This is a genomic window from Burkholderia sp. Ac-20349, assembly GCF_017104865.1.
Taxonomy (GTDB): domain Bacteria; phylum Pseudomonadota; class Gammaproteobacteria; order Burkholderiales; family Burkholderiaceae; genus Burkholderia; species Burkholderia aenigmatica.
Genome location: NZ_JAAGPM010000028.1, coordinates 45,706 through 65,638 on the forward strand (window position 1 = coordinate 45,706; position 19,933 = coordinate 65,638).

A 19,933-nucleotide genomic window follows, 5' to 3' on the forward strand; every position below is an offset into this window, starting at 1 on the left:
GTGAACGACCCTTGGCATCGGCGCATGCCGCGCCTCGAACGCTCGGTGTCGGCTTTTTCGCCGCTACGCGTACCGGTTGATGAAACGATCGAAGACGGCGGGCGGGTTCAGGATCCTGGCGGATTCGTTCTCCAGTGCCTCGGCCCCGTTGTCGTCACTGATCGTGACGAACAGCGTGATCTTCTCGCGCGCCGCGCCCGTTCCGAATAATCCTTCCTGGTCGAGCAACCTGAGCGCCTCGATCATGTCGCGCTGAAGATCCCTGAAAAATTCGCCGAACTTCGCTTCGGGAATCTCCGGGCCCAGTACCGTTTCGGCCAACCGCTCGCAGAGCGGATTGAACGAATCGGCCTCGGCGGATTCATACGCCCATTCGCCGGTTGCCCAGGTGAACTCCGGCGCCTTCTCGTCGTCGCCGACCTCCATCCGTTCGCGAACCCGCTTCAGTCCTTCCTCGGAATTGGCGGCCGGTACGACGGTCATCGCGCCACTGTCGGTGTAGAGGGCGAACGCATAAAAATGTTCGTCCGGATGGGCAGCAAGAAGCGCTCGATAGGTCACGCTCGCCGCGTCGGCAATCTCGCGCGCGAATTCAGGATGCATGTTCTTCTTGACCTCGCCGTATCGTTACGTGTTTAGCCGGGGACATCGCATGGGCATGTTCAATCTGCAGGACATCGGTTCGGCCGACCCGCCATGTTGCACGGCAGATCAGGCACGGACGTCCGCGATCACGCGTCGAACCGCAAATGCCAGCGGATCGACCTCGTGAACCCAGAGGGAGAGCGTGGCATCGAACAACGCGGCAAGCTGCTCGAGTTGCGCGAAAGCGTATGCAGGGTCCGCGGTGACGATGTCCACGAACGCCATGCCTCGGCGATATCCCGCCTTGACATCGATGCGTATACCGCCCGGGAACCGTTGGCGGAGCGCTTCGCGAACCCGGCCAATATCAATCTCACCGGGTATTGCGCGCCGGCCGGGTTGAGGCCTGACATCAGGCACGGAAAGATAGGCGCTGACACGCACTTCCGATCCGTCGATGGCGCTGACATGCGCACCCTGCCGATAGGCGAGCACAGCGAGCCGCTTTCGCCGCGCGAGGCCCGATACCAAGACACATTTGCCTGCGATGCTGGTCTGGCCGTCTTCGATCATTTGCGCGAATCGAGCCGCTTTCTCGCCGGATTGATCACGCCATCCGAAATGCAACGCAAGCCTGGGCGTTTTGCCGATCTCCGTACCGAGCCGCTTCAACACGGACAGCATGGCCGCATCATCCATGTCCTCAAACACGAGCTCGGCGGCGAGCGGCCGGCCGGCCGCAAAGGCGGTGAGCCATTGCCGAGTCTCGACAAGCTCACCCGGCACGCTATCCCCCTGCAATTCGAGCGTGACGAGGATGACATCGCCATGCAGCCAGGTCCTGGCGGCCGGATGGGGCGTCAGGCTGGCCAGGGTGCGGGCGTCATCTGCGCTTGACGCACGCACCGCCGCCAGCAGGAATACGTGATGCGCGTGGACGCCGTCAGGCACCACGTATGCGCCTTTCTTCCAGGCCAGGGCGCGCAACTCCGGAAACAGGTCTTCTGCGTCGTATCCCGTCGCGATCACCGAGCGACCGATCGCCGCCAGCTCGCGAGGCGATCCTCCACCCGACAATTGCGGGCCCGCCACCGCTTCTTCGTTGAACAGGCGCTTCCACTCGGATGTGTACGCGGCATCGGGTGCCCATGACGGCAGCAGTTGCGCGAGGTAGGCATCCGCATCCGCGATGGTCTCGAACTTCGCGACCATTACGCACTCGCCGCTGTTGTTGCCGGAGAATGCCTGCCACACGCTGACCGATGGCGTGGATCGGGTTCGACTGGCGCTTGCGTTGCGACGTGCGCAACCGCGCCGTGCGCTTGGCTGCGCGAGGCGCACGCGCTCATTCCGCCACCCGTGCAGGATTTCCTCCGCACTGGTCGCGGGCAGGCCGCCGTCATGGAACGAACAGCCCTGCATGCGTTGGTCAGGCGTGATGGAAACGAAGTCCAGACCGGCGCCGCAGTCGCCACTTCCATCGGCACCATCGAACAATCTGGGTACCGGAACCGCGTCGCCAAAGCACACGGACAGTCGGCACGCAAGCGGCGAATCCTGAACGATCGCCGCAAGCTGCGCCCGTCCCCGTGGCGAAAGGTGCCTGCGCAGATCGGGGCCGATGTAAGACAACAACGAGACATCCTCGCAACCCAGCGCGGCCAGTTCGGCCAACCGCGCGGGAAGCCCCGGCAGCACGGCGTCGTCGACGATCAGGTTGGCCCCCCATCTTTGTCCGAATTCCGACAGGACCGTGCCCGCGTCGCGCCAGCGCACCTCGTCGTAGAGCGAGACGCGGACCTGGCCGAAACGGCCGGCGTAGGGCGCAAACGTGTTGCGCCGGATCAGCGTTCCGTTGGTCGTGACGTTCAGTGCAAGCGGCGTGGTGTCATGGAGGATGTCGATCAACTCGGCGAATCCGCGGAACGCGAACGGCTCTCCGCCGCCAAAGGCGACTTCCAGCGTTCCTGCTGCGCTCAGGCCGCGAAGGACGTCGGCGGCCGACTGGACGGACCAGGCGCTATCGCGTTGAACGTCACGCGAGCAAAAATCGCAAGACAGATTGCACTTGTTCGTTATCCCAAACATGGCGACTCGAGGGGCGAGGCGCCGCAAGTGGCGGGTCGCCGGATGCTCGATCCGGATGTGCGTTCCTGTCGCGGGGTGAAAGCGCAGCAGTGCGCCATCCAGTGGATATTCCCTGAATGCATTGCGATCAAAACCAGTGGAATCCGGCATCGGCGAGGCCCTCAATTATTTTTGTCCACGGTCAACGTGAATCCGGTGTCGATGTGGGAAACTGCTGTATTGTCCTTGAGCGCATTATGCGCGAAAAGGAAATTATCACGGCGTAGTCGGTGGCCGACAAGCGCGGCCGCTGTAGGGGCGCTTCGACCCAGCGATTGACTCAGCAGGGCGTGGGCGGGAAGTCGTTGCGGCGGCTTACCGGTGCGTATCACAACCTGTTGAGGATGTGGGTGGATGCTTGAGGGGGATTGCCGGAGGAAAGAGGTGAGGGCGAGGGATTTGCGTTGCGCACCGCGTCATCGCAGCGACATCTTTCTCACGTAAATCTATGGCACTTCGCCAGTTGGCGAGAGCTGTTTTTTCAAGGAATACCGACCATGGCGGCAAAACGTCTTCGCATCAACATGATTTCTCGTCGCCAGTCGACGTTCGACGGCCGGCATCTCGACACCGAGGCGGCACGCCGCTTCGACGCGCACGTTCAGGACGCGACTCCCGCCCATCTGAAGGGCACGCAAGGCGCCGTGGCGGAATGGCTGCCGCGCGCGAAGGTCAGCGAGCGATAAGCCGATTACGCCGGGCGAACCGCTGCGCGACAGCAGCGCTCTCACCGTCCGGCGGCTCTCCCTATTTCGAGCCATGTGAAACGCGCCCGCCGGACGGCGAGCGCCGAATCACGAACGGCGCAGCACGCATATCGCGCCCCGTCGTCGGACCTGTTCCGGGCTGGGCTGCTCGATGTTCTGCGTCGCCCGGCGCCGTCTCGCGGCGCGGCCCAGCCCTGCGTATCGGCCTACCCAAGGCGCCTCGATGCGCCCGTGACGCGATGGGATCGCGGCTGCGGTCGTCATCGCCTGCCTGAGCCGGCGAATGCGTCAAGTCACCGGCGGCGCGTGCCCATGATCCCCCAAGCCCCGAGCGTCGTCGTATTCCCGCGAAATATCCTTGTTCGTATAGTCGCCGAGCTTCGATGCGGCGACCACGCTCAGCACCGCACACACCAGCACGTACGCCGCGATCGCATACCCCGAGTGGTAGTAGGCAAACAGCGCCGTTGCGATCAGCGGTGCCGGGCCACCGGCAATGACCGACGCGAGCTGATAACCCATCGACGCGCCGCTATACCGCAACCGCCCTGTGAATGACTCGGCAATCAATGCGGCCTGCGGCCCATACATCATCGAATGCGGGACCAGCGACAACACGATGGCCGCGAAGATCCATACCGGATTCCGGCTATCGACCATCGCGAAGTAGATGAATCCGAACACGCCGACGGCAGCCGCACCGATGATGTACATCTTGCGCCGCCCGATCAGATCCGACACGTGCCCGAACAGCGGAATCGTGAAGAACTCGACCACGGATGCGACCAGCACCGCCGCCAGCAGCAGTTCGCGCGTGACGCCCAGCGCCGTGATCCCGTAAGTGAACACGAACGCCGTATAGATATAGAACGGTGCCTGTTCGGCCATCCGCGCAAACGCCGACAGCAGGATATCCCTCGGCTGCTTGCGCAGCACTTCGAGCATCGGCGTCCTCTCGATCCGATGCTCGGCCAGCAGCTTCGCGAAGATCGGCGTCTCGAGAATATTCAGGCGGATATAGAGCCCGATCGCAACCAGCACGATGCTGAGGAAAAACGGCACGCGCCAGCCCCACGTGAGGAACGCGTTGCCGGAAAGCCAGCTCATGGCCAGCACGGCAAGGTTGGCGAGGAACAATCCCGCAGGCACGCCGAACTGCGGCCACGACGCGACGAAGCCGCGATGCGTATTGGTGCGCGCCCACTCCATCGACATCAGGACCGAGCCGCCCCATTCGCCACCCACGCCGACGCCCTGGATGAAGCGCAGGATCGTGAGGATAACGGCGCCCCAGATGCCGATTGCGGCGTAGGTCGGAACGAAGGCCACGGCGAACGTGGCGAGCCCCATCAGCAACAGGGTCACGATCAGGGTGGCCTTGCGTCCGATGCGATCGCCGTAATGGCCGAAGATCGCCGCGCCGACCGGCCGTGCGACAAAGCCGACGGCATAGATCAGGAACGCCTGGAGCGTGCCGACAAGAGGGTGGGATTGCGGGAAATACAGCTTTGCGAAGACCAGGCCGGTGACCGTGCTGTAGAGGAAGAAGTCATACCATTCGATCGTGGTGCCAATCGTGCTGGCGATGACGGCGCGGTGTAACTGGCGCCGGGCTTCCTCGTCGGAGAGGGGCGTGGCCGCGGATTGCATGGCAGCCATTTTGATATCTCCCGAAAAAGGGCGATAGAGAAATCAACCATACGCCCCGCGACTGGTTCCGGCAAGCGGGCGCTGAGCATGGCTGCCATGACGGCTGGCGGATATATTCAGCGATCCTTATATATCATAATATGATATTTGATTGTCATTCGACGCGGAAAAGATCGGGTTGGCGTGATGTTCGAGCTGGACGCATGCAGATGCCGAGCCGGGGTTTCGCGGATCGTTCGACGACTGCACCTGACGCCGTTACGGCTCGCGCTGCGCTCAGACGGCCCGAACCGCTGCCAGCATGTACTCAAACCCTCGGGCTACGACAATTTCAACTTCGCTCGTAAAACGTAACCTGGATGCAACTTGTAGGGAAAGATGGCGAACGCGTCTCGGTACCCCGCGAGATCCACGGCAGCCGCCCCTGTTTTAACAGCCTTGCAGCTTGATTCAGTCCGACGCGCGGTTCCAACGCGACGCATGTATATCCGAAAGCGTCCACTGGATATTCGGACCCGGCTCCAGGCCAGGAACAACTTTCCCGTCGGCTTCCGCACCGACCACCATTTACGCGTCTTTGAGCCAGGGCATTTCCACGGGTGACACGACCAGTTGCCGGAATTCGCGTTTCAGATCGAAGATGAACCCAACCAGGATCATGGATTCGGCGTAAGGAATCGGAAAAACATGCGGATTTTCCGGACTACGCAGCGGGCGCTCGGGCGTGTCCGCAGTCGCCGCGGCGTTCTCGCGAACGCTTTCCAGTTCGTCGGCCATGGCCGGGTCGCCGGCTTTCAGCACGCGGCTACGCAGGTCGCTGAAGGGCTCGATGCGCGCAGCGTCTTCGTGGTATTCAGGTACTTCGTAAACGAACCAGGACATTTTCGTCTCCTGTGAGAAGGGGCGCTATTCTAACGCCACGCGAGGATCCACCGAAAATCGGCCATGGGGTGCGATGGCCGCGGTCGCTGCGAGGCAGTCTACCAGCGGCGATCCTCGTAGATCTCCGGACCACGAGTCTGACTCGTTCGCTTCAGAGTTAAGTCTGGTGCGACGCAGGAGTGATAGGTATCAACCCTGTTAAATGTCATACCCGGATTCAGATGTCCACCTTCCAGCCATTTAAAAATGTCCGGTTTTAAGGTTGGTTTGCTGCTTCTGTTTCCTCGTTTTGACCGTTACGCAGTGTCGAAGGTCGGCGCCTGAACGGGCAGGGCGCTCACGTTTGTTTCTCCTGCTTTTGCGGACCGACGGCCAGGTTTATCCGAGGGCTTTGCGGTCTGCCTACGTTGCGCCAGATCCAAGATCGCGTGCTCGACGTCGGCCTGCGTAAGCCACCGGCTTGCCGTAGCGCTCCAGATACGTTCGCGTGGCCTCGAAGTAGCTGAAGGTCGATTCGGTCTGCGTGAAGTGCAGCATCATCAGCCGGCTCGTCGCGTCGTCCACGTACGCCAGCAGCGTGCAGGCCGGCGCCCGTTCCTCGAACCACCGATGATCGCAGCCGTCGATCTGGATCAGTTCACCCAGGCACGCCCGTCGCGCTCGCGGCTGGTAGACCTTCGGCGGTCGTTGTTTGCGTGGAATCCATAGGCCGGAAGCCCTCATCAGCGTACGAACCGTTTCGACAGCCAGGTCAATGCCATGACATTCACGCAGCTTCTCGCAGGCCAGCGTCGGGCCAAAATCGGCGTAGCGCTCACGAATCAATGCCAACGCCCGTTGCGCCTTGCCCGCGGGCAATTGATGGTTGCTCGGGTGCCCACGCTTGCCTGACACCAATCCTGCGACGCCGGCCGCTCGATAGCGCAGCACAAGGCGTTCGACCTGCCGCACGCTCAGTTCCAGCCGTTCGGCGGCCTGGCCCGGCTTGAGTCGACAATCGGCTACCTCCTCAATGACCTTCAGTCGATCGACTTCGCGCATCGTCATGGTGATCGTCCCAGTCGCGTTCATCGCCGGTGCTCCTTGAGGGGGCTGGCGATCAACCTACATACCAAAACACGACATTTTTATTTAGCGGAAACACGACATCTGAACTTGGGACCTACACCAACAGTGTCGATAATTCACGTTATGTAAAATTATGGGGAGCCCAACACGAACGTGCGTCCCCGTGCTGTCCGAAGCCGACCACTGCCCTCAATTCTGGATGTGGGCAGCGCAGTGAGCGCGTGCACGATCAAGGCTGGCGCGCAATTGAACCGAATCCGCGTGCCTGGATTAGTTCGACGCATCGTCGGTAACACTTATGGTCCGGACTATCAAGATCACGCTTTTTTGGACATCCAAATTAGACTTTCACCTGACTTGATCGTCGTTAGTATCCCGTCGTCGTAGTGAAAATCATAATTCGACTGTACCTGAACGCCTTTTGTCCAAAGATGCACCGATCGAATTAACCCGTGATCGTCATGGCAATACAGATATATACTTTCCGCATCATTTCGGCCGACCACAATAAATGCCGTCGTTTTGTTGCCCAGGTCGAATATTTCCCCCAGGCCGTTGAGTTTTGGTGGCTTTAGAACATTAAACTTAGAGTCGACGTAATGATATGCGTACGCGATGTGTGTTTCGCCATTCTCTTGATTGAATCTGGATGCGTTTACGGGAGTGTTTTGTGGTTTGGAAGGAGACACCGTAACCAAGTGTCGATCGCTCGCAAAGCCGGAGCTATACGCACCAAGAAGACGAGCCTCAAAAAAATCTTTATATTTCTTTTTTAATAGTCTTCCACTTGAGAACCCCATGAGTTCCATCTGATATGGCGGCTCATCAAAAATTGGACCAGTGGAATATTTCCATTCGCACGTCTTCGATAGCGCAAGAAGAAATTCTTCCATATATCTAGGGTCGCAGCTATAGCTCTCAAATTTCTCTTTGATTTTCGCCGACCTTGCTTGGATGATTTCAATATTAATGATGTCAATTGATACCATATATCCCCCTTTAACCTCCGCATCCTCTAAACGTACGCTCCCACGATCCGCTCTCCATTCTTCTGCCAATACCCTCGAGAAGTTCTGAAATATCAACACCTCTTTTTTCTGCGCGGCTTAGTATTCTATACAAAAATTTTTGTTGCTTCGGGCCGTGGAGATGATCGCCCCCATGATAATTTCCTTTCGCTCTCGCAAGCGCCCTGTTAGGGTTTCCATTGTTATACGCAGGATGGGATGGGACTGCAACTTGAGTTACCCCGGTTCCCCAAAGCCGTGCCCCGTTTTCAGCAGCATCTATGTCAATGCCATTTCTCTCCAGAATTTTTCGATTTCTTCGTGCATATTTTGATTTCGTACTGTTTTCCTCAACAATGTGATGTGGAGTTTGTCCCGCCGCGACGGCTCGACCGGCTGCCAGAAGATTTCTGCCCAACTTGTCAGCTGTTAGTCCGAGCGGATCGATCCACCCAAGCGTGTTGGGCGAAAATTGATAAGGATTGATGCCGCCATATAAGCCAATGGGATCTTGGGAAGTAAATCCCCCAGTTTTAGAATCGAAGTATCTATATCGATTATAATTCAGCCCACTTTCATCGTCGTGATACTGTCCCTGCAATCTGATTGGTTGACCAACCCATTCGTTACGCGAATTCTCAACACCTCCAGTCGGATTGTAATTGGCCTCCCAAACGACATTTCCCCTTATATCATGCATGCGCATGGGCGCCCCGTTTCGGTCGTTTTGAAGGTAATGTACCGTCTGCAGGGAATGATCCGTTTGCTTAATCGCCTCCGCCAATAAATCGCCAGTTACCACTTGGCGGCGCACAACTGCAAAGGGCTCGAACGTTTCCGGATAGTAGACCCATTCGAATAAAATATCAGTGGCGGCGCGTTCCCTGTTGTTAAAATCTATTTCGGGGCCTGAGCTCGCCCACATAATTTCCGTACTGCTGCACTCTCCCACGAGAGCATCACCATCCCAGAAGAACCGGCTAACGCGAGAGGGAGTGTCTCCGTCTGATTTATCTGTATGCACGCTCTTGCGAACTCGTCTCAGGAATGGGTCATATTCATACTGGGCATGGATATGAGCTTGCCCGTTGTCCGTTTCATTCGCGGCCTTCCGTATCGCTACGGTTTCCACCAGTTGTCCAAGCGCATCCCAGCTCAGTGTCAGGTCCTGCGCAGGCTCCAGCCGACTCGTCAGACTGCCCGCGCGGTCATACGCGTAATAGCAACCGTCATATTCCCCCTCGCGTACCCAAACATCATCGGCCGTATGAACCGGGCGACGTTCGTAGGTTTTAAGCAGATCGCCGGCCGTATCATGAAGGAACTGACGCAGTCGCCCTGCGGGATCGGTGTACGCGGCAACCCGCCCCGCGGCGTCGTACTGAAAGCGCTCGATACCGCGATGTGAATCACGCTTTTCGATCAGTTCGCCGTTTGCGTTATACGCATACTCACTCGCAAAAAGAGCACCGGTGTTCGTAAGCAGGGTTTGCTGCGAGGCGAGCTGTCCACTCGCTTCGTACGATAGCTCTCGCCACAAATCCGCGCTCAATTGCTCGATGCGGACTCGCCCAATCGCATCGCGCTCGAGGAGGACCGGCGCAGTATCGTCTATCTGGATTGACGTCACGGCATCCAGGGCGTCGTACTGATAGTGCACCGTGTGCTCGACTGTGTCACCTCGCACAACGAGTCGTGTTCTACGTTCGGTCCTGTTGCCGGCTGCGTCGTAATTGCTCGCAATCGTAAAGTCGTTGCCCTGCCGTTCCACGATCACTCGACCGTCTGCGTCGTAGAGAAACTCAACGCGGCAAGACGAGTTCTCCGCGAGCACTAGGTCACCGTGTTGATCGTATTCAAAGCGGTCGATGTGCTCAGCATCCGCGCGTGCTGCGTCGGGCGCACGCTTCTCCGTCAGTCGGCCGAGCTTGTCGTAGCGATACTGTATAGTCCGCCCCAGCGGATCGGTACTGGCGAGTAATTCGCCTGTTGCGCCGTACCGGTAGCATCGCTTTTGCCCCCAATAGTCCGTCTCGCCAATGATGCGCCCCAATGCATCCCGATCCAACGCATACAACTCACCGCGTTCGTTGACGAGGCCGATCAGTTGCGATTCCGTGTCGTAGAGATATTCGACGATGGCACCATCTGGCGCGATGCGCCGAGTGATTTGGCCAAGCGCCGAGTAGATCATTCGCGTCACATGCCCTGCAGCATCACGATATTGAATCAGGTTTCCATCCCCGTCGTATACGCAATACACTTCACTTCCGCCCGGTTCAATGGCCCGTATCAGGTTGCCGTTGCGGTCATACTCATAGCGGCTAGGCTGCCCAAGTGCGTCGACGACTTCGACGACATTACCGCGGGCATCGTACCGGTAGAGCGTGCGATGGCCGAGCGCATCCGTCAGTACGGCAAGATTGCCGTCTCGATCGTATTCCAGGCTTGTGAGCGTGCCGCGCGGCCCTGCATACTCGACGGGCTGTCCATCGCTGTCGTACGTGTAGCGCTCCATTGCACCCAACGGTGTAGTCCGTGTGAGCAAATTGCCACGTGTATCCCACTCGTAGCGCCACTGTCGGCCTCCGGAAAACGTTACGCAGACGGGCCGGTGATCAGCGTTGTATTGTGTATGGATCGAGCTGCTATCGGGCAGTGTCTGCGTAATGAGATTACCGTGCTGGTCGTAGCTCCAAGCGGTTACACGGCCTGTAGGATCTGTCTGCGTGTTCGTACGCCCCTGCGGGTCATACCGGTAACTGGTCACACCGCCCAGCGCATCGATCTCGGCAACAGGCATGCCACGCTCATTCAATTGCAGTACCGAGGTATGTCCGCGCGAATCAACGATGCGCGTTTCCATCCGCTCGCGGTCGTACGCAAAGTGATAGTCGAACAGTCCATCACTACCCCACGCATGATCGACGCGCCAAACACCGTCGTCGCCCACATCGTGATGATAAAAAAACGATATGCCTTGCGCGCTCGTATGGCTGATCATTCTGTGACCAGAGTCATAGTCGAAACTGTACGGTTGCGCCATCGCGTCAATTGCCGCGCGTAGGTTTCGTTCGCGATCGTACTCATACGTGACCAGTGGATGTGTCCGGCCCTTGCCATCGACAAGTGATAGCCCGGTCAGAAAACTCATGTTCTTTCGGTCACTTGCCTCCAGATGTGCAGAGCTTCGTAGGTCGCATTGGATTGCACGCTGCGTCGCCCTGTCATGCAGCCACTCCACAATACGTACGACGCTTCCACGTTCGTCTCGTTCGAACACCCATGCGTTTCCGTTGAAATCGGAAATACGTTCGAGCGGTAGCGTAAGCCGGGCATCGCCTTGTAGCGCCTCGATCAACTGTGTCCAATGTCGCGGCAACGCAAATTCATATTCGATGGCCTCTCGTGTACGCAGCATCAATCGATCGTCACGTCTGCATAGGGCATCTCCATACTGCCAGTCATAGACACGGGCTAGCCAACCCTCCGCTTCAGGCAGCGTATCGAATGCAGTTGCATGGTCCGGAAAGTAAATTGCCGCACCCACCGCACTGTCATGTCGCATGCATTCCAGTCGAATGTCAGCCGGCGTTTGCCATCCGACGCCGACCACTCCGTCATAAGAACTGTGACTCCCGTAATATCTGTCCCAAATAAGTGGAAGCCGTCCCGATATGGTGAAATCCCGTTGTTGAACAACCACCTCCCCGGTTGTAGCGTCGACCGGCTCCGCCTTCAGCACATTGCACCGCAAGAACCCCGGCTTCAAATTCAACTTGTCCGCCAGCGTCTTCGCCCACTTCGATCCCCGAAACGCCTTGAACAACCCCTTCGCCGCCGCAGCCATGTTCATGATCGGCGGCCCGCCCACCAACACCGGCCGCCCCGCCGGAATCGGCAACATCACCGAACTCGGCATCGACGGGTAAGTTCGATCCGTATGCGCGCTGTTATGCGAAGGTGGCTCCATCCCGATCGACCAGCAACTCAACGCCTCCAGCGCCATGTACGACATCGGATCGTTGTTGGCGAGCACCGTCTTGCTGCCCATGAACGATTCCCCGTCGTTCGACGGTTCAACCTCCTCAGGTGGCGGCGCAAAGGATTCACCGAGCGGAAAATGCAACCCCGGAACGTGATACGCGTGCGTCCCCGCCGTGGCCCGCATCATCCCGTTCACAAAAATCGGTCTGCCACTGCTACCGCCTGACCCGACGTTCGAGCCGAGATCGTCACTTATGCGGTTCTTGATCTGATTGGCGTCTTTCGCCAATCTCATGCCCTCCGCGATAGTCGGATCGGCTTTGAAGTCCGGCAGCTTTCCGCCGCCCATGAGTTCATTGACCTGCTGATTCGCTTCATCAGCCAGGTGTTCCAGCTTCGTCACATCTTCTGGGTGGTGTTCGATGTATTCGGCCACCTTCTCCTGCGCGATCATCGTCGCAATGCAGCCAACCACGGCCTTTGCGGCCTGGAGGTACTCGCGCTTATCGAGCATGAACCCGACATGAGGGTGCGGCAGGAACACCGGCGGCGTACCCGGCGTGACCAGCACCGAATGGACATCGACGCCAACAACCGGATCGAGGTGCTTGACGGCTGGAAGTGCCACGGTTTCGGCCTCCGCTCAGCGCCCACCGCGCAACGCAGCGACCTTCTCGCTCAACGCGTTGCGCCGCCGGTCCATCGCACCCAGCTGCGACACCATCCACTCGACAACCATCGGCAGATTGCTGTTCGCCCGCATCGGCTCATCGATCATCAACCCTGCATCGAGCGCATTGAACCCGGCCTCCAGCGCATGTTCGCGCTCCCCTGCCCGTTCCCAGCACACCGCGCTCATCCGCCAGGCCTCGACCGTCATCAGCCCGTCTTTCGCCGCGGTAGTCGACGCCACCGCGCGCTCGTAGCAGTACGCCGAGTGCGCATAGTCCTTGTGCGTCAGATGCACGCTCGCCTCGCCGAACAACCCGTTCGCGACGAGCTTGTGCCCCGCCGGATGCCCTGCCTCGACTGCACGCATGCCGCTGCTGGCTGCGCTCCGATACGCATCGATCGCCTTCTCGCGATCGCGCCATTTCAGATAGGCGGCCCCCGCGATCAGGTGCACGACGACGCACTGATCGAACCACTGCTCACGCTCCGCGACCTTCAGTGCGGCCGCACGCAGCTCCTCCAGCCGGGAGGGATTCCCGCCTTCGATCATCTCGGTCAGCATCACGAAGTGCCGTCGAAACTCCCCGCTTGGCCCACGCTCGCCGGATTCCGCCAGTAACTCGCGCGGCACGCTCGCCATCGAATACTTGCCATGTACGACGCGCACCGCCGCGCGATGCCGTTGCATCAACGCAGCAAACGGCGCGATTTCAATACGCGGCACGACAAAGCGCACACGCTCGGCAAGCTGCGGTGCGACCGCAATGATCGACAGCAAATCGTCCATCCATCGCACCCATGCCGCGTCGTCCCGTACTTTCACCGGCTCCAGCACGAACACCATCGCCGGAAAAATATCCGGATGGTGCTGCGTAAGGCTGTCGGCAACCGCGAACAGATACAGCAAGGGATTCTTGCCATCGTCATACGGCGCCTGCCAGTCCGCACGCACGCCCTGCGCATTGGATGCCTCCCGCCGGCTGTCGTAGAACGCGATCAGCTCATCGGCCAACGCCGTCGCATAGCCCGCCTCATTGACGAACGACGCCCGCATCGTCCTGACCGCACACGACGTCTCGTCCTGAACCTGGAAATACAGCCGGACGAGCTCCGCATCCGTCTCGTCGGTCTGCCAGATCATCAATCGCGCGTCCTGCTCTTTCGCGAAACTCATCCAGTCCGAATGCGCATCCATGAACCTGCGTTCTATCGGATTGGTCGGCTGCCAGTTCTGCATTCGTGCGGGCCTCCGTCACGGATTCAGTTTCAGGACGGCGCCTTCGACCGTGTGCTCCGCGGTCGCCGACGACGTCACCGTCTTGCCGTTTACGCTGTGGCTGTTTGTGCCGGTCGATGTGACGTTGACACCCTGGATCGTGATCGTGCCGTCGCTCTTCATCACGATGCTCGAATTCCCGCAGACGAGCGAAAGCTGATCGCCGGCGTTGACGGTCACCTGATGTTGCACGTTCGTCGTATGGTTCGCGCCGACGTTGACGGTGTGTTCGCCGCCGACCGTATGCGTGTGGGCTTTGGCGATCGTTGACGTCCGCGTGCCGATCTCCTCGGTATGCGCCGACGCAACCAGCGTCTTCATGTCCTGCGACGTCGTCTGATACATCTTTCCGACATTCAGCGTCTTGGCTTCACCGATCGTTTCGGTCTTGCCCTTCACGACCGTCTCGGTATGCACGCCACCAATGGTCGCGTCACGATTCGCGGAGATCGTCACGGTTTCGTTCTTACCGACCGTTCGAGTCCGGTTCCCCCCCACTCCATGCGTCTCATCCACCCCGATCTGGGCGACCCGGCTCTTGCCGATATTCACCGTCTCGTTCTGCCCGACGCTCCGTTGCCGGTTGTTCTTCACCTGCATCGTTTCGTCGTTCCCGACCGTATGCGTATGGTTGTTCCCGACAGACAGCGAGTGATCGGCCTCCGTCTCCGCATCGAAATTCCGTTCCGCATGCATCCAGAGTTGCTCGGCGCCCTTCTTGTCTTCGAACCGGAACGCATTGGCATGGTCGGTCGTCCCGCCCGGCGACGACCGAGACAGCAACCCGCTCTGCGTCGCACTGCCCGGCAGCCCCCACGGCGGCATCTTCTCGCCGTTGAAAACCCGCCCGGTGACGATCGGCTCATCCGGATCGCCGTTCAGAAAATCCACGACGACCTCATCGCCCACGCGCGGAATCTGCACGGCCCCGAACCCGCCTCCGGCCCACGGACTCGACACCCGTACCCAGCACGACGAATCCTGATTGCTCTGCCCGTACCGATCCCACCGAAACTGCAGCTTCACGCGCCCATACTGGTCGGTCCAGATTTCCTCGCCGGGCGGCCCGACGACGGTCGCCGTCTGCGGCCCGTTGGTGCGCGGCCGTGGCGTGTCGCGCGGCGACCGGTAAGGCAGGCTCGACGGTTGCACGAGCATCATCGTCTGATGCACGACAGCCTCCGCGCCCTGATCGCTCGCATACGCGTTCTCCTGAAACCGGTACTGGCACCGCACGATCAGGTACTCGCGGTTCTGGTCGGCGCGCGGGCAATTTTCGAGCGTGAACAGATACCCGGGCGCGACACCACGCACGTCGGTATCGGCATTCGCCCGCTCATGCTCGGCCTGCTGTTCCTCGAGCCGCACGCGGCTGTAATGCGCGCCTGGCGCATCGTCGCGATAGCCGCCCGGCCACTCGAACGACGCGAAACTGTCGTGATCGTGACCACGCGGATCGACCTTCTGCGACGACAGATCGGCGCGTGGCTTCGTATAGTCGTAGTCGGTGGTCTGGTGCCGGCCGACACTCACTTCCTGCGCGGGCAGCCAGCCGTCGATGTGCTCCTCGTCGGCGATCGCCGTACGGTCGCGCGCGATGTACGGAATCGTTTCGTAGCCGGGCAGCACGGTGTGCGACGACATCGCATCGCCCAGCATCAGCGTATGCGTATCTTCGGCATGCCGGAACCAGAAGTAGATCCCCTCGAACTCCATCAGCCGCGACACGAACGCGGCGTCGGTCTCGTTGTACTGCACGCAGTAGTCGCGCGGCACATACGACTCGGCGAGGTGGTTCTCGATCGGAAATCCATACGTCGACAGCACTTCCTGCACGATCTCGGGCACGGTCTTGTTCTGGAAGATCCGGCAATCGGAGCGTCGCGTCGCGAGCCACAGCCACGGGCGCACGATCAGCTCGTAGCCGTAGTACCGTTCGGCTCGCCGTCCGGCGAGCGATGCGCGTGCAACGATGCCGTTCAGGTAGCGCGTCGACAGGTCCTGCTGCTCGATTCGGACCGTCACGGGCTTGCCGAGCATGTCCTTCAGCGACAGGCTGTGGCTGTCGGCAAGCGCCTCGATCCGGAATTCGAACAGGCGGCCGAGTTCGTCGCTGCCGTCGAGCGTATGGAATTTGAGGGCATCGCCATGCGGGCTGTCGAGTGTGAATACGCGATTCACGTCGTTTCCTCCTCGTCGAACCGGTACGTGAATTCGCCGTCGGCCGCGCTCAACTCGATCGACGCGAGCACGCGCCCTTCGAGCGTGGCCTGCAGGATCGCGCGGCTGATGCGCGGCATCACGGTATGCGTGAGGATCGCGTCGACCATCCGGCCGCCGGATTCGATCGTCCGGCAGCGCTCGACGACCAGCGCGGTCGCCGCGTCGGTGCAGTGCAGCCGGATGCCGTGATGCGCGTCGATCCGCTGCTCGATCCGCCGCAACTGCAATGCGACGATCCGCGCGAGCGTCGCGTCGGTGAGCGGGTAGTACGGCACGACGGTCAGCCGGCCGAGCAGCGCGGCGGGAAACACGTCGAGCAGCGGCGCGCGCAGCGCATCGGCGAGCGTCTGCGTGCCCGGCAGGCGCTCGGGATCGCGACACAGCTGCATCACGCGATCGGCGCCGACGTTCGACGTCAGCAGGATCACCGTATGCCGGAAATCGATGTCGCGCCCTTCGCCGTCCTCCATCCAGCCCTTGTCGAATACCTGGAAGAAAATCTCGTGCACGTCGCGGTGCGCCTTCTCGATCTCGTCGAGCAGCACGACGCTGTACGGGCGGCGGCGCACGGCCTCGGTGAGCACCCCGCCCTGGCCGTAGCCGACATAGCCGGGCGGCGCGCCCTTCAGCGTCGACACGGTATGCGCCTCCTGGAACTCGCTCATGTTGATCGTGATCGCGTTGTGTTCGCCGCCGTACAGCGTGTCGGCCAGTGCGAGCGCGGTCTCGGTCTTGCCGACACCCGACGGGCCGCACAGCAGGAACACACCATGCGGCTTCTTCGGATCGTCCAGCTTCGCGCGCGCGGTCTGGATGCGCTCGGCGATCAGTTCGACCGCGTGCTTCTGGCCGACGACGCGCTCGCCGAGCGTATCGGCGAGCTTCAGCACGGCCTGCGTTTCGTCGCGCACCATCCGGCCGAGCGGAATGCCGGTCCAGTCGGCCACGACGGCGGCCACCGCATGCGTGTCGACGGCGGGCAGCACGAGCGGCGCGTCGCCCTGCAGGTCGGCCAGCGCCTGCTGCGCGGCCGAGAGACGGCTCTGCGCCGCGGTACGCGCGTCGGCGTCGAGCGCACGCGACGGATCGTCGTCGAGCAGCAGCGCGCGGGCAGCGACGATCGCCGTCAACGCGTCGCGTTCGGTTTGCCAGCGCGTGTCGAGCCGGTCGAGTTCGGTCTGCGCGGCGCTAATGTCGTGATCGATCGCCTCGCGCCGGGCCGTATCGCCGGTGCCGAGCGCGCATTCGCGCCCGATCCGTTCCTGTTCGACACGCAGGCTGTCGATCCGGCGGCGCGCATCTTCGATCGGCGCGGGCACCGCGTGCTGGCTGACGGCGACGCGCGCGCAGGCCGTATCGAGCAGGCTGATCGCCTTGTCCGGCAACTGGCGGGCGGGAATGTAGCGGTGCGACAGCGTGACGGCGGCCTGCAGCGCGTCGTCGAGCACGAGCACGCGATGGTGGGCCTCGAGTTTCCCGGCCAGGCCACGCAGCATCGTCAGTGCGGCCGCTTCCTCCGGTTCGTGCACGTGCACGAGCTGGAAGCGCCGCGTCAGCGCGGGATCCTTCTCGATGTACTGCTTGTACTCGGACCATGTGGTCGCACCGATGGTGCGCAGCAGCCCGCGCGCGAGCGCGGGCTTCAACAGGTTCGCGGCGTCGCCGGTGCCGGCAGCCCCGCCCGCGCCGACGAGCGTGTGGACTTCATCGATGAACAGGATCGCCGGCCGCTCGGACGACATCGCTTCGTCGATCACACCGCGCAAACGGCTCTCGAACTCGCCCTTCACGCTTGCACCGGCCTGCAGCAGCCCGATGTCTAGCAGGTACAGCGCGACGTCGCGCAGCGATGGCGGCACGTCGCCGGCGGCGATCCGCAGCGCGAAGCCTTCCGCGACGGCGGTCTTGCCGACGCCGGCCTCGCCGACCAGCAGCGGGTTGTTCTGCCGGCGCCGCAGCAGGATGTCGACGATCTGGCGAATCTCCGGATCGCGACCGATTACGGGATCGATCTCGCCGGCCCGCGCGCGGGCAGTCAGGTCGACCGCGAAGCGCGCGAGCGCCGAGCCGTCGGCGGCGGTCGTGCCGCGCATCGCAGCGTCGCCGCCCGGCGCAGCCTGCCTGGCCGGTGGCGCCTCCGGCGAGCCTTCGACGATCGATTCGAGCGCGTCAGCGAGCACGTCCGGCACGATGCGCTCGAATTCGCGCGTGATCGCCAGCAGCACGTTACGCAACTGCGGCGTCTTCAGGATCGCGAGCAGCAGCACCGCACCGCGAATACGCGTCGCGTCGTACTTCAGCGTCGCATAGACCCATGCGCGCTCGACCGCATCATCGATATGCACGGATAGATCGGACACCGAGCCCGCGCCACGCGGTAGCTTGTCGAGCGCGGCAACGAGCCCGCGGTCGATCGCGGCGTCGTCGATCGCGAAGTGGCGCAGCACGCGCTGCAGGTCGCCGTCGGGGCGCTGCAGCATCTGCTTGAGCCAGTGTGCAAGTTCGACATACGGATTGCCGCGCAGCCGGCAGAAGCCGGTCGCCTGCTCGAGCGTCTCGTAGAGGAACGGATTCAGTTTTCCGAACAGGTTGGCGCGGCCGATATCGGACATGACGGTTCCCGTTTAGGCGGTTTCGCGATGAAGGGGTGCGCCGCCGCGCCGCACGTCGTAGCGGACGACGAGGTCACGCGCGGGGCCCGGTTCGAGCCGCTGCCCGAGCCACGCGGTGCGGCCGATGCCCTGCGGCGCGCCGAGCGCGATCGCCGGCACCGCGTCGGCCGCGAGTTCGAGTTGCACGTCCCAGTCGAACTCGATGCCGACGTATTCGCGCACCCATTGCGCGAGCTGCCGGGCATGCGGGCCGCCCGGCAGGAAACGGCGGTACGCGTCGAGCGACAGCGGGCCGAGCACGATCCGGAAGCGCGACTGCGCATCGCGCACCGCGATGCCAAGCGCAACGGCGCCGACCCGCAACGTCGGCCGCGTCGCGCGGATCGTGCAGCGCTGCGAACGTTCGATCGCGACCCACTGCGGTACGTGCTCGACAATGCGGGCCTCGACGCCGAAATGCCGGCGCAGGATCTGCACGAGGCCCTCCGGGTTGCGCGTGTGCCGCACGAGATGGCCCGCATGGAAATAGCGCGCGTGCGGCGCGAGCGCGTCGGTGTCGGCGTTGGCTTGCGAGGCCGGTTTGTCGCCGTGTGCTGCTCGCCCGATCAGGCTCGCGACATAGCCATCGAACCGTGCGCGTTCCGGGCGATCGAGGCTCACTGTTGGCTGTGCGTCGGCCCACGCGCGGTAGAACAGCAGGATCAGCCGGTGATGAAACAGGTCGGCGAACGCGGCGAACGTCGGGTCGTCGTGCTGTGCCGCGCGTTCGTGCGCGTATTCGGTCAGGTGCGTCGGCAGTGGCCCGTTCGGGCCGAACAGCCCGAAACCGTGGATCGCGATGCGCGGCGGCGTGCCACCGCCCTCGTCGCTCACGCCGGCCAGCATCGACGCTCGATGAAGCAAGAAACGTCCGAAGCGATCTGAGATGAGCGTTAACTTTTCAGAAGCAGTAGTGATCTCCTGCCTTTAGGCAGGGGAGGATGTCAATTTGTCCTCGTTCATCGTGTGCTCCTGGTCATGCCGGGATAAGAGGCGCGGCGGCGTGCCACGCCGGGAGGTCAGGCCTTCGCCTTCAGGCCGGATGCGTCGACGTGCTTCACGCCCTTGACCGCGCGCGACACGGCGATCGCTTTCTTC

At 61.5% G+C, this 19,933-nt stretch carries 11 protein-coding genes and 3 pseudogenes; 2 read left to right on the plus strand and 12 right to left on the minus strand.

Going from position 1 to position 19,933, the window contains the following annotated elements:
* Nucleotides 1-63: 63 nt before the first annotated feature.
* Nucleotides 64-603: a DUF4303 domain-containing protein gene (locus G3N61_RS12650; protein WP_205822562.1), complete on the minus strand. Its 540-nt coding sequence runs from the start codon at nucleotides 601-603 to the stop codon at nucleotides 64-66.
* Nucleotides 604-711: 108 nt separating this feature from the next.
* Nucleotides 712-2,823 (minus strand): radical SAM protein, encoded by a 2,112-nt coding sequence (locus tag G3N61_RS12655; RefSeq protein ID WP_205822563.1) that lies wholly within the window; start codon nucleotides 2,821-2,823, stop codon nucleotides 712-714.
* A gap of 119 nt (nucleotides 2,824-2,942) precedes the next feature.
* On the opposite strand from G3N61_RS12655, the gene G3N61_RS39535 reads away from it, so the two are divergent.
* Together G3N61_RS39535 and G3N61_RS12665 are read left to right on the plus strand one after the other, a co-directional pair.
* Nucleotides 2,943-3,074, plus strand: coding sequence for a hypothetical protein (locus G3N61_RS39535; protein ID WP_205822565.1), 132 nt, complete (start codon nucleotides 2,943-2,945; stop codon nucleotides 3,072-3,074).
* A 135-nt stretch (nucleotides 3,075-3,209) separates the two neighbouring features.
* Nucleotides 3,210-3,398, plus strand: a complete 189-nt coding sequence (locus tag G3N61_RS12665; RefSeq protein WP_043183775.1) for a hypothetical protein — start codon at nucleotides 3,210-3,212, stop codon at nucleotides 3,396-3,398.
* Nucleotides 3,399-3,707: 309 nt separating this feature from the next.
* On the opposite strand, the gene G3N61_RS12670 is transcribed toward G3N61_RS12665, so the two are convergent.
* The 10 genes and pseudogenes from G3N61_RS12670 to G3N61_RS39540 form a co-directional block, all read right to left on the minus strand.
* On the minus strand, nucleotides 3,708-5,078 hold the full coding sequence (locus tag G3N61_RS12670) for an MFS transporter (RefSeq protein ID WP_043183772.1): 1,371 nt from the start codon (nucleotides 5,076-5,078) through the stop codon (nucleotides 3,708-3,710).
* Nucleotides 5,079-5,636: 558 nt separating this feature from the next.
* Nucleotides 5,637-5,951 (minus strand): hypothetical protein, encoded by a 315-nt coding sequence (locus tag G3N61_RS12675; protein WP_043183771.1) that lies wholly within the window; start codon nucleotides 5,949-5,951, stop codon nucleotides 5,637-5,639.
* A 447-nt stretch (nucleotides 5,952-6,398) separates the two neighbouring features.
* Nucleotides 6,399-7,022 (minus strand): annotated as a pseudogene (locus G3N61_RS12680) (ISNCY family transposase); the annotation flags it as partial.
* 314 nt (nucleotides 7,023-7,336) lie between these two features.
* Nucleotides 7,337-8,077 (minus strand): hypothetical protein, encoded by a 741-nt coding sequence (locus G3N61_RS12685; protein ID WP_205822567.1) that lies wholly within the window; start codon nucleotides 8,075-8,077, stop codon nucleotides 7,337-7,339.
* Nucleotides 8,019-12,641 (minus strand): RHS repeat-associated core domain-containing protein, encoded by a 4,623-nt coding sequence (locus G3N61_RS12690; RefSeq protein ID WP_205822569.1) that lies wholly within the window; start codon nucleotides 12,639-12,641, stop codon nucleotides 8,019-8,021. The genes G3N61_RS12685 and G3N61_RS12690 overlap by 59 nt, the downstream gene beginning before the upstream one ends.
* Nucleotides 12,642-12,656: 15 nt before the next feature.
* Nucleotides 12,657-13,922 carry a hypothetical protein gene (locus G3N61_RS12695; RefSeq protein WP_205822572.1) on the minus strand — a complete coding sequence of 422 codons (1,266 nt, stop codon included), beginning with the start codon at nucleotides 13,920-13,922 and terminating at the stop codon, nucleotides 12,657-12,659.
* A gap of 15 nt (nucleotides 13,923-13,937) precedes the next feature.
* Nucleotides 13,938-16,142: a type VI secretion system tip protein VgrG gene (tssI, locus tag G3N61_RS12700; RefSeq protein WP_089452961.1), complete on the minus strand. Its 2,205-nt coding sequence runs from the start codon at nucleotides 16,140-16,142 to the stop codon at nucleotides 13,938-13,940.
* Nucleotides 16,139-18,796 carry a type VI secretion system ATPase TssH gene (tssH, locus tag G3N61_RS12705; protein WP_205822574.1) on the minus strand — a complete coding sequence of 886 codons (2,658 nt, stop codon included), beginning with the start codon at nucleotides 18,794-18,796 and terminating at the stop codon, nucleotides 16,139-16,141. The genes tssI and tssH overlap by 4 nt, the downstream gene beginning before the upstream one ends.
* Before the next feature lie 12 nt (nucleotides 18,797-18,808).
* A pseudogene (gene tssG, locus G3N61_RS12710) lies at nucleotides 18,809-19,687 on the minus strand (type VI secretion system baseplate subunit TssG); the annotation flags it as partial.
* Nucleotides 19,688-19,854: 167 nt separating this feature from the next.
* Nucleotides 19,855-19,933 (minus strand): annotated as a pseudogene (locus tag G3N61_RS39540) (transporter); the annotation flags it as partial.

Bases quoted from the DNA above. Each gene is read 5' to 3' on its own strand.
- G3N61_RS12695 (WP_205822572.1), bottom strand. From the start codon at position 13,922: ATGCAGAACTGGCAGCCGACCAATCCGATAGAACGCAGGTTCATGGAT.
- G3N61_RS12665 (WP_043183775.1), top strand. From the start codon at position 3,210: ATGGCGGCAAAACGTCTTCGCATCAACATGATTTCTCGTCGCCAGTCG.
- G3N61_RS12650 (WP_205822562.1), bottom strand. From the start codon at position 603: ATGCATCCTGAATTCGCGCGCGAGATTGCCGACGCGGCGAGCGTGACC.
- G3N61_RS12670 (WP_043183772.1), bottom strand. From the start codon at position 5,078: ATGGCTGCCATGCAATCCGCGGCCACGCCCCTCTCCGACGAGGAAGCC.
- tssH (WP_205822574.1), bottom strand. From the start codon at position 18,796: ATGTCCGATATCGGCCGCGCCAACCTGTTCGGAAAACTGAATCCGTTC.
- G3N61_RS12675 (WP_043183771.1), bottom strand. From the start codon at position 5,951: ATGTCCTGGTTCGTTTACGAAGTACCTGAATACCACGAAGACGCTGCG.
- G3N61_RS12655 (WP_205822563.1), bottom strand. From the start codon at position 2,823: ATGCCGGATTCCACTGGTTTTGATCGCAATGCATTCAGGGAATATCCA.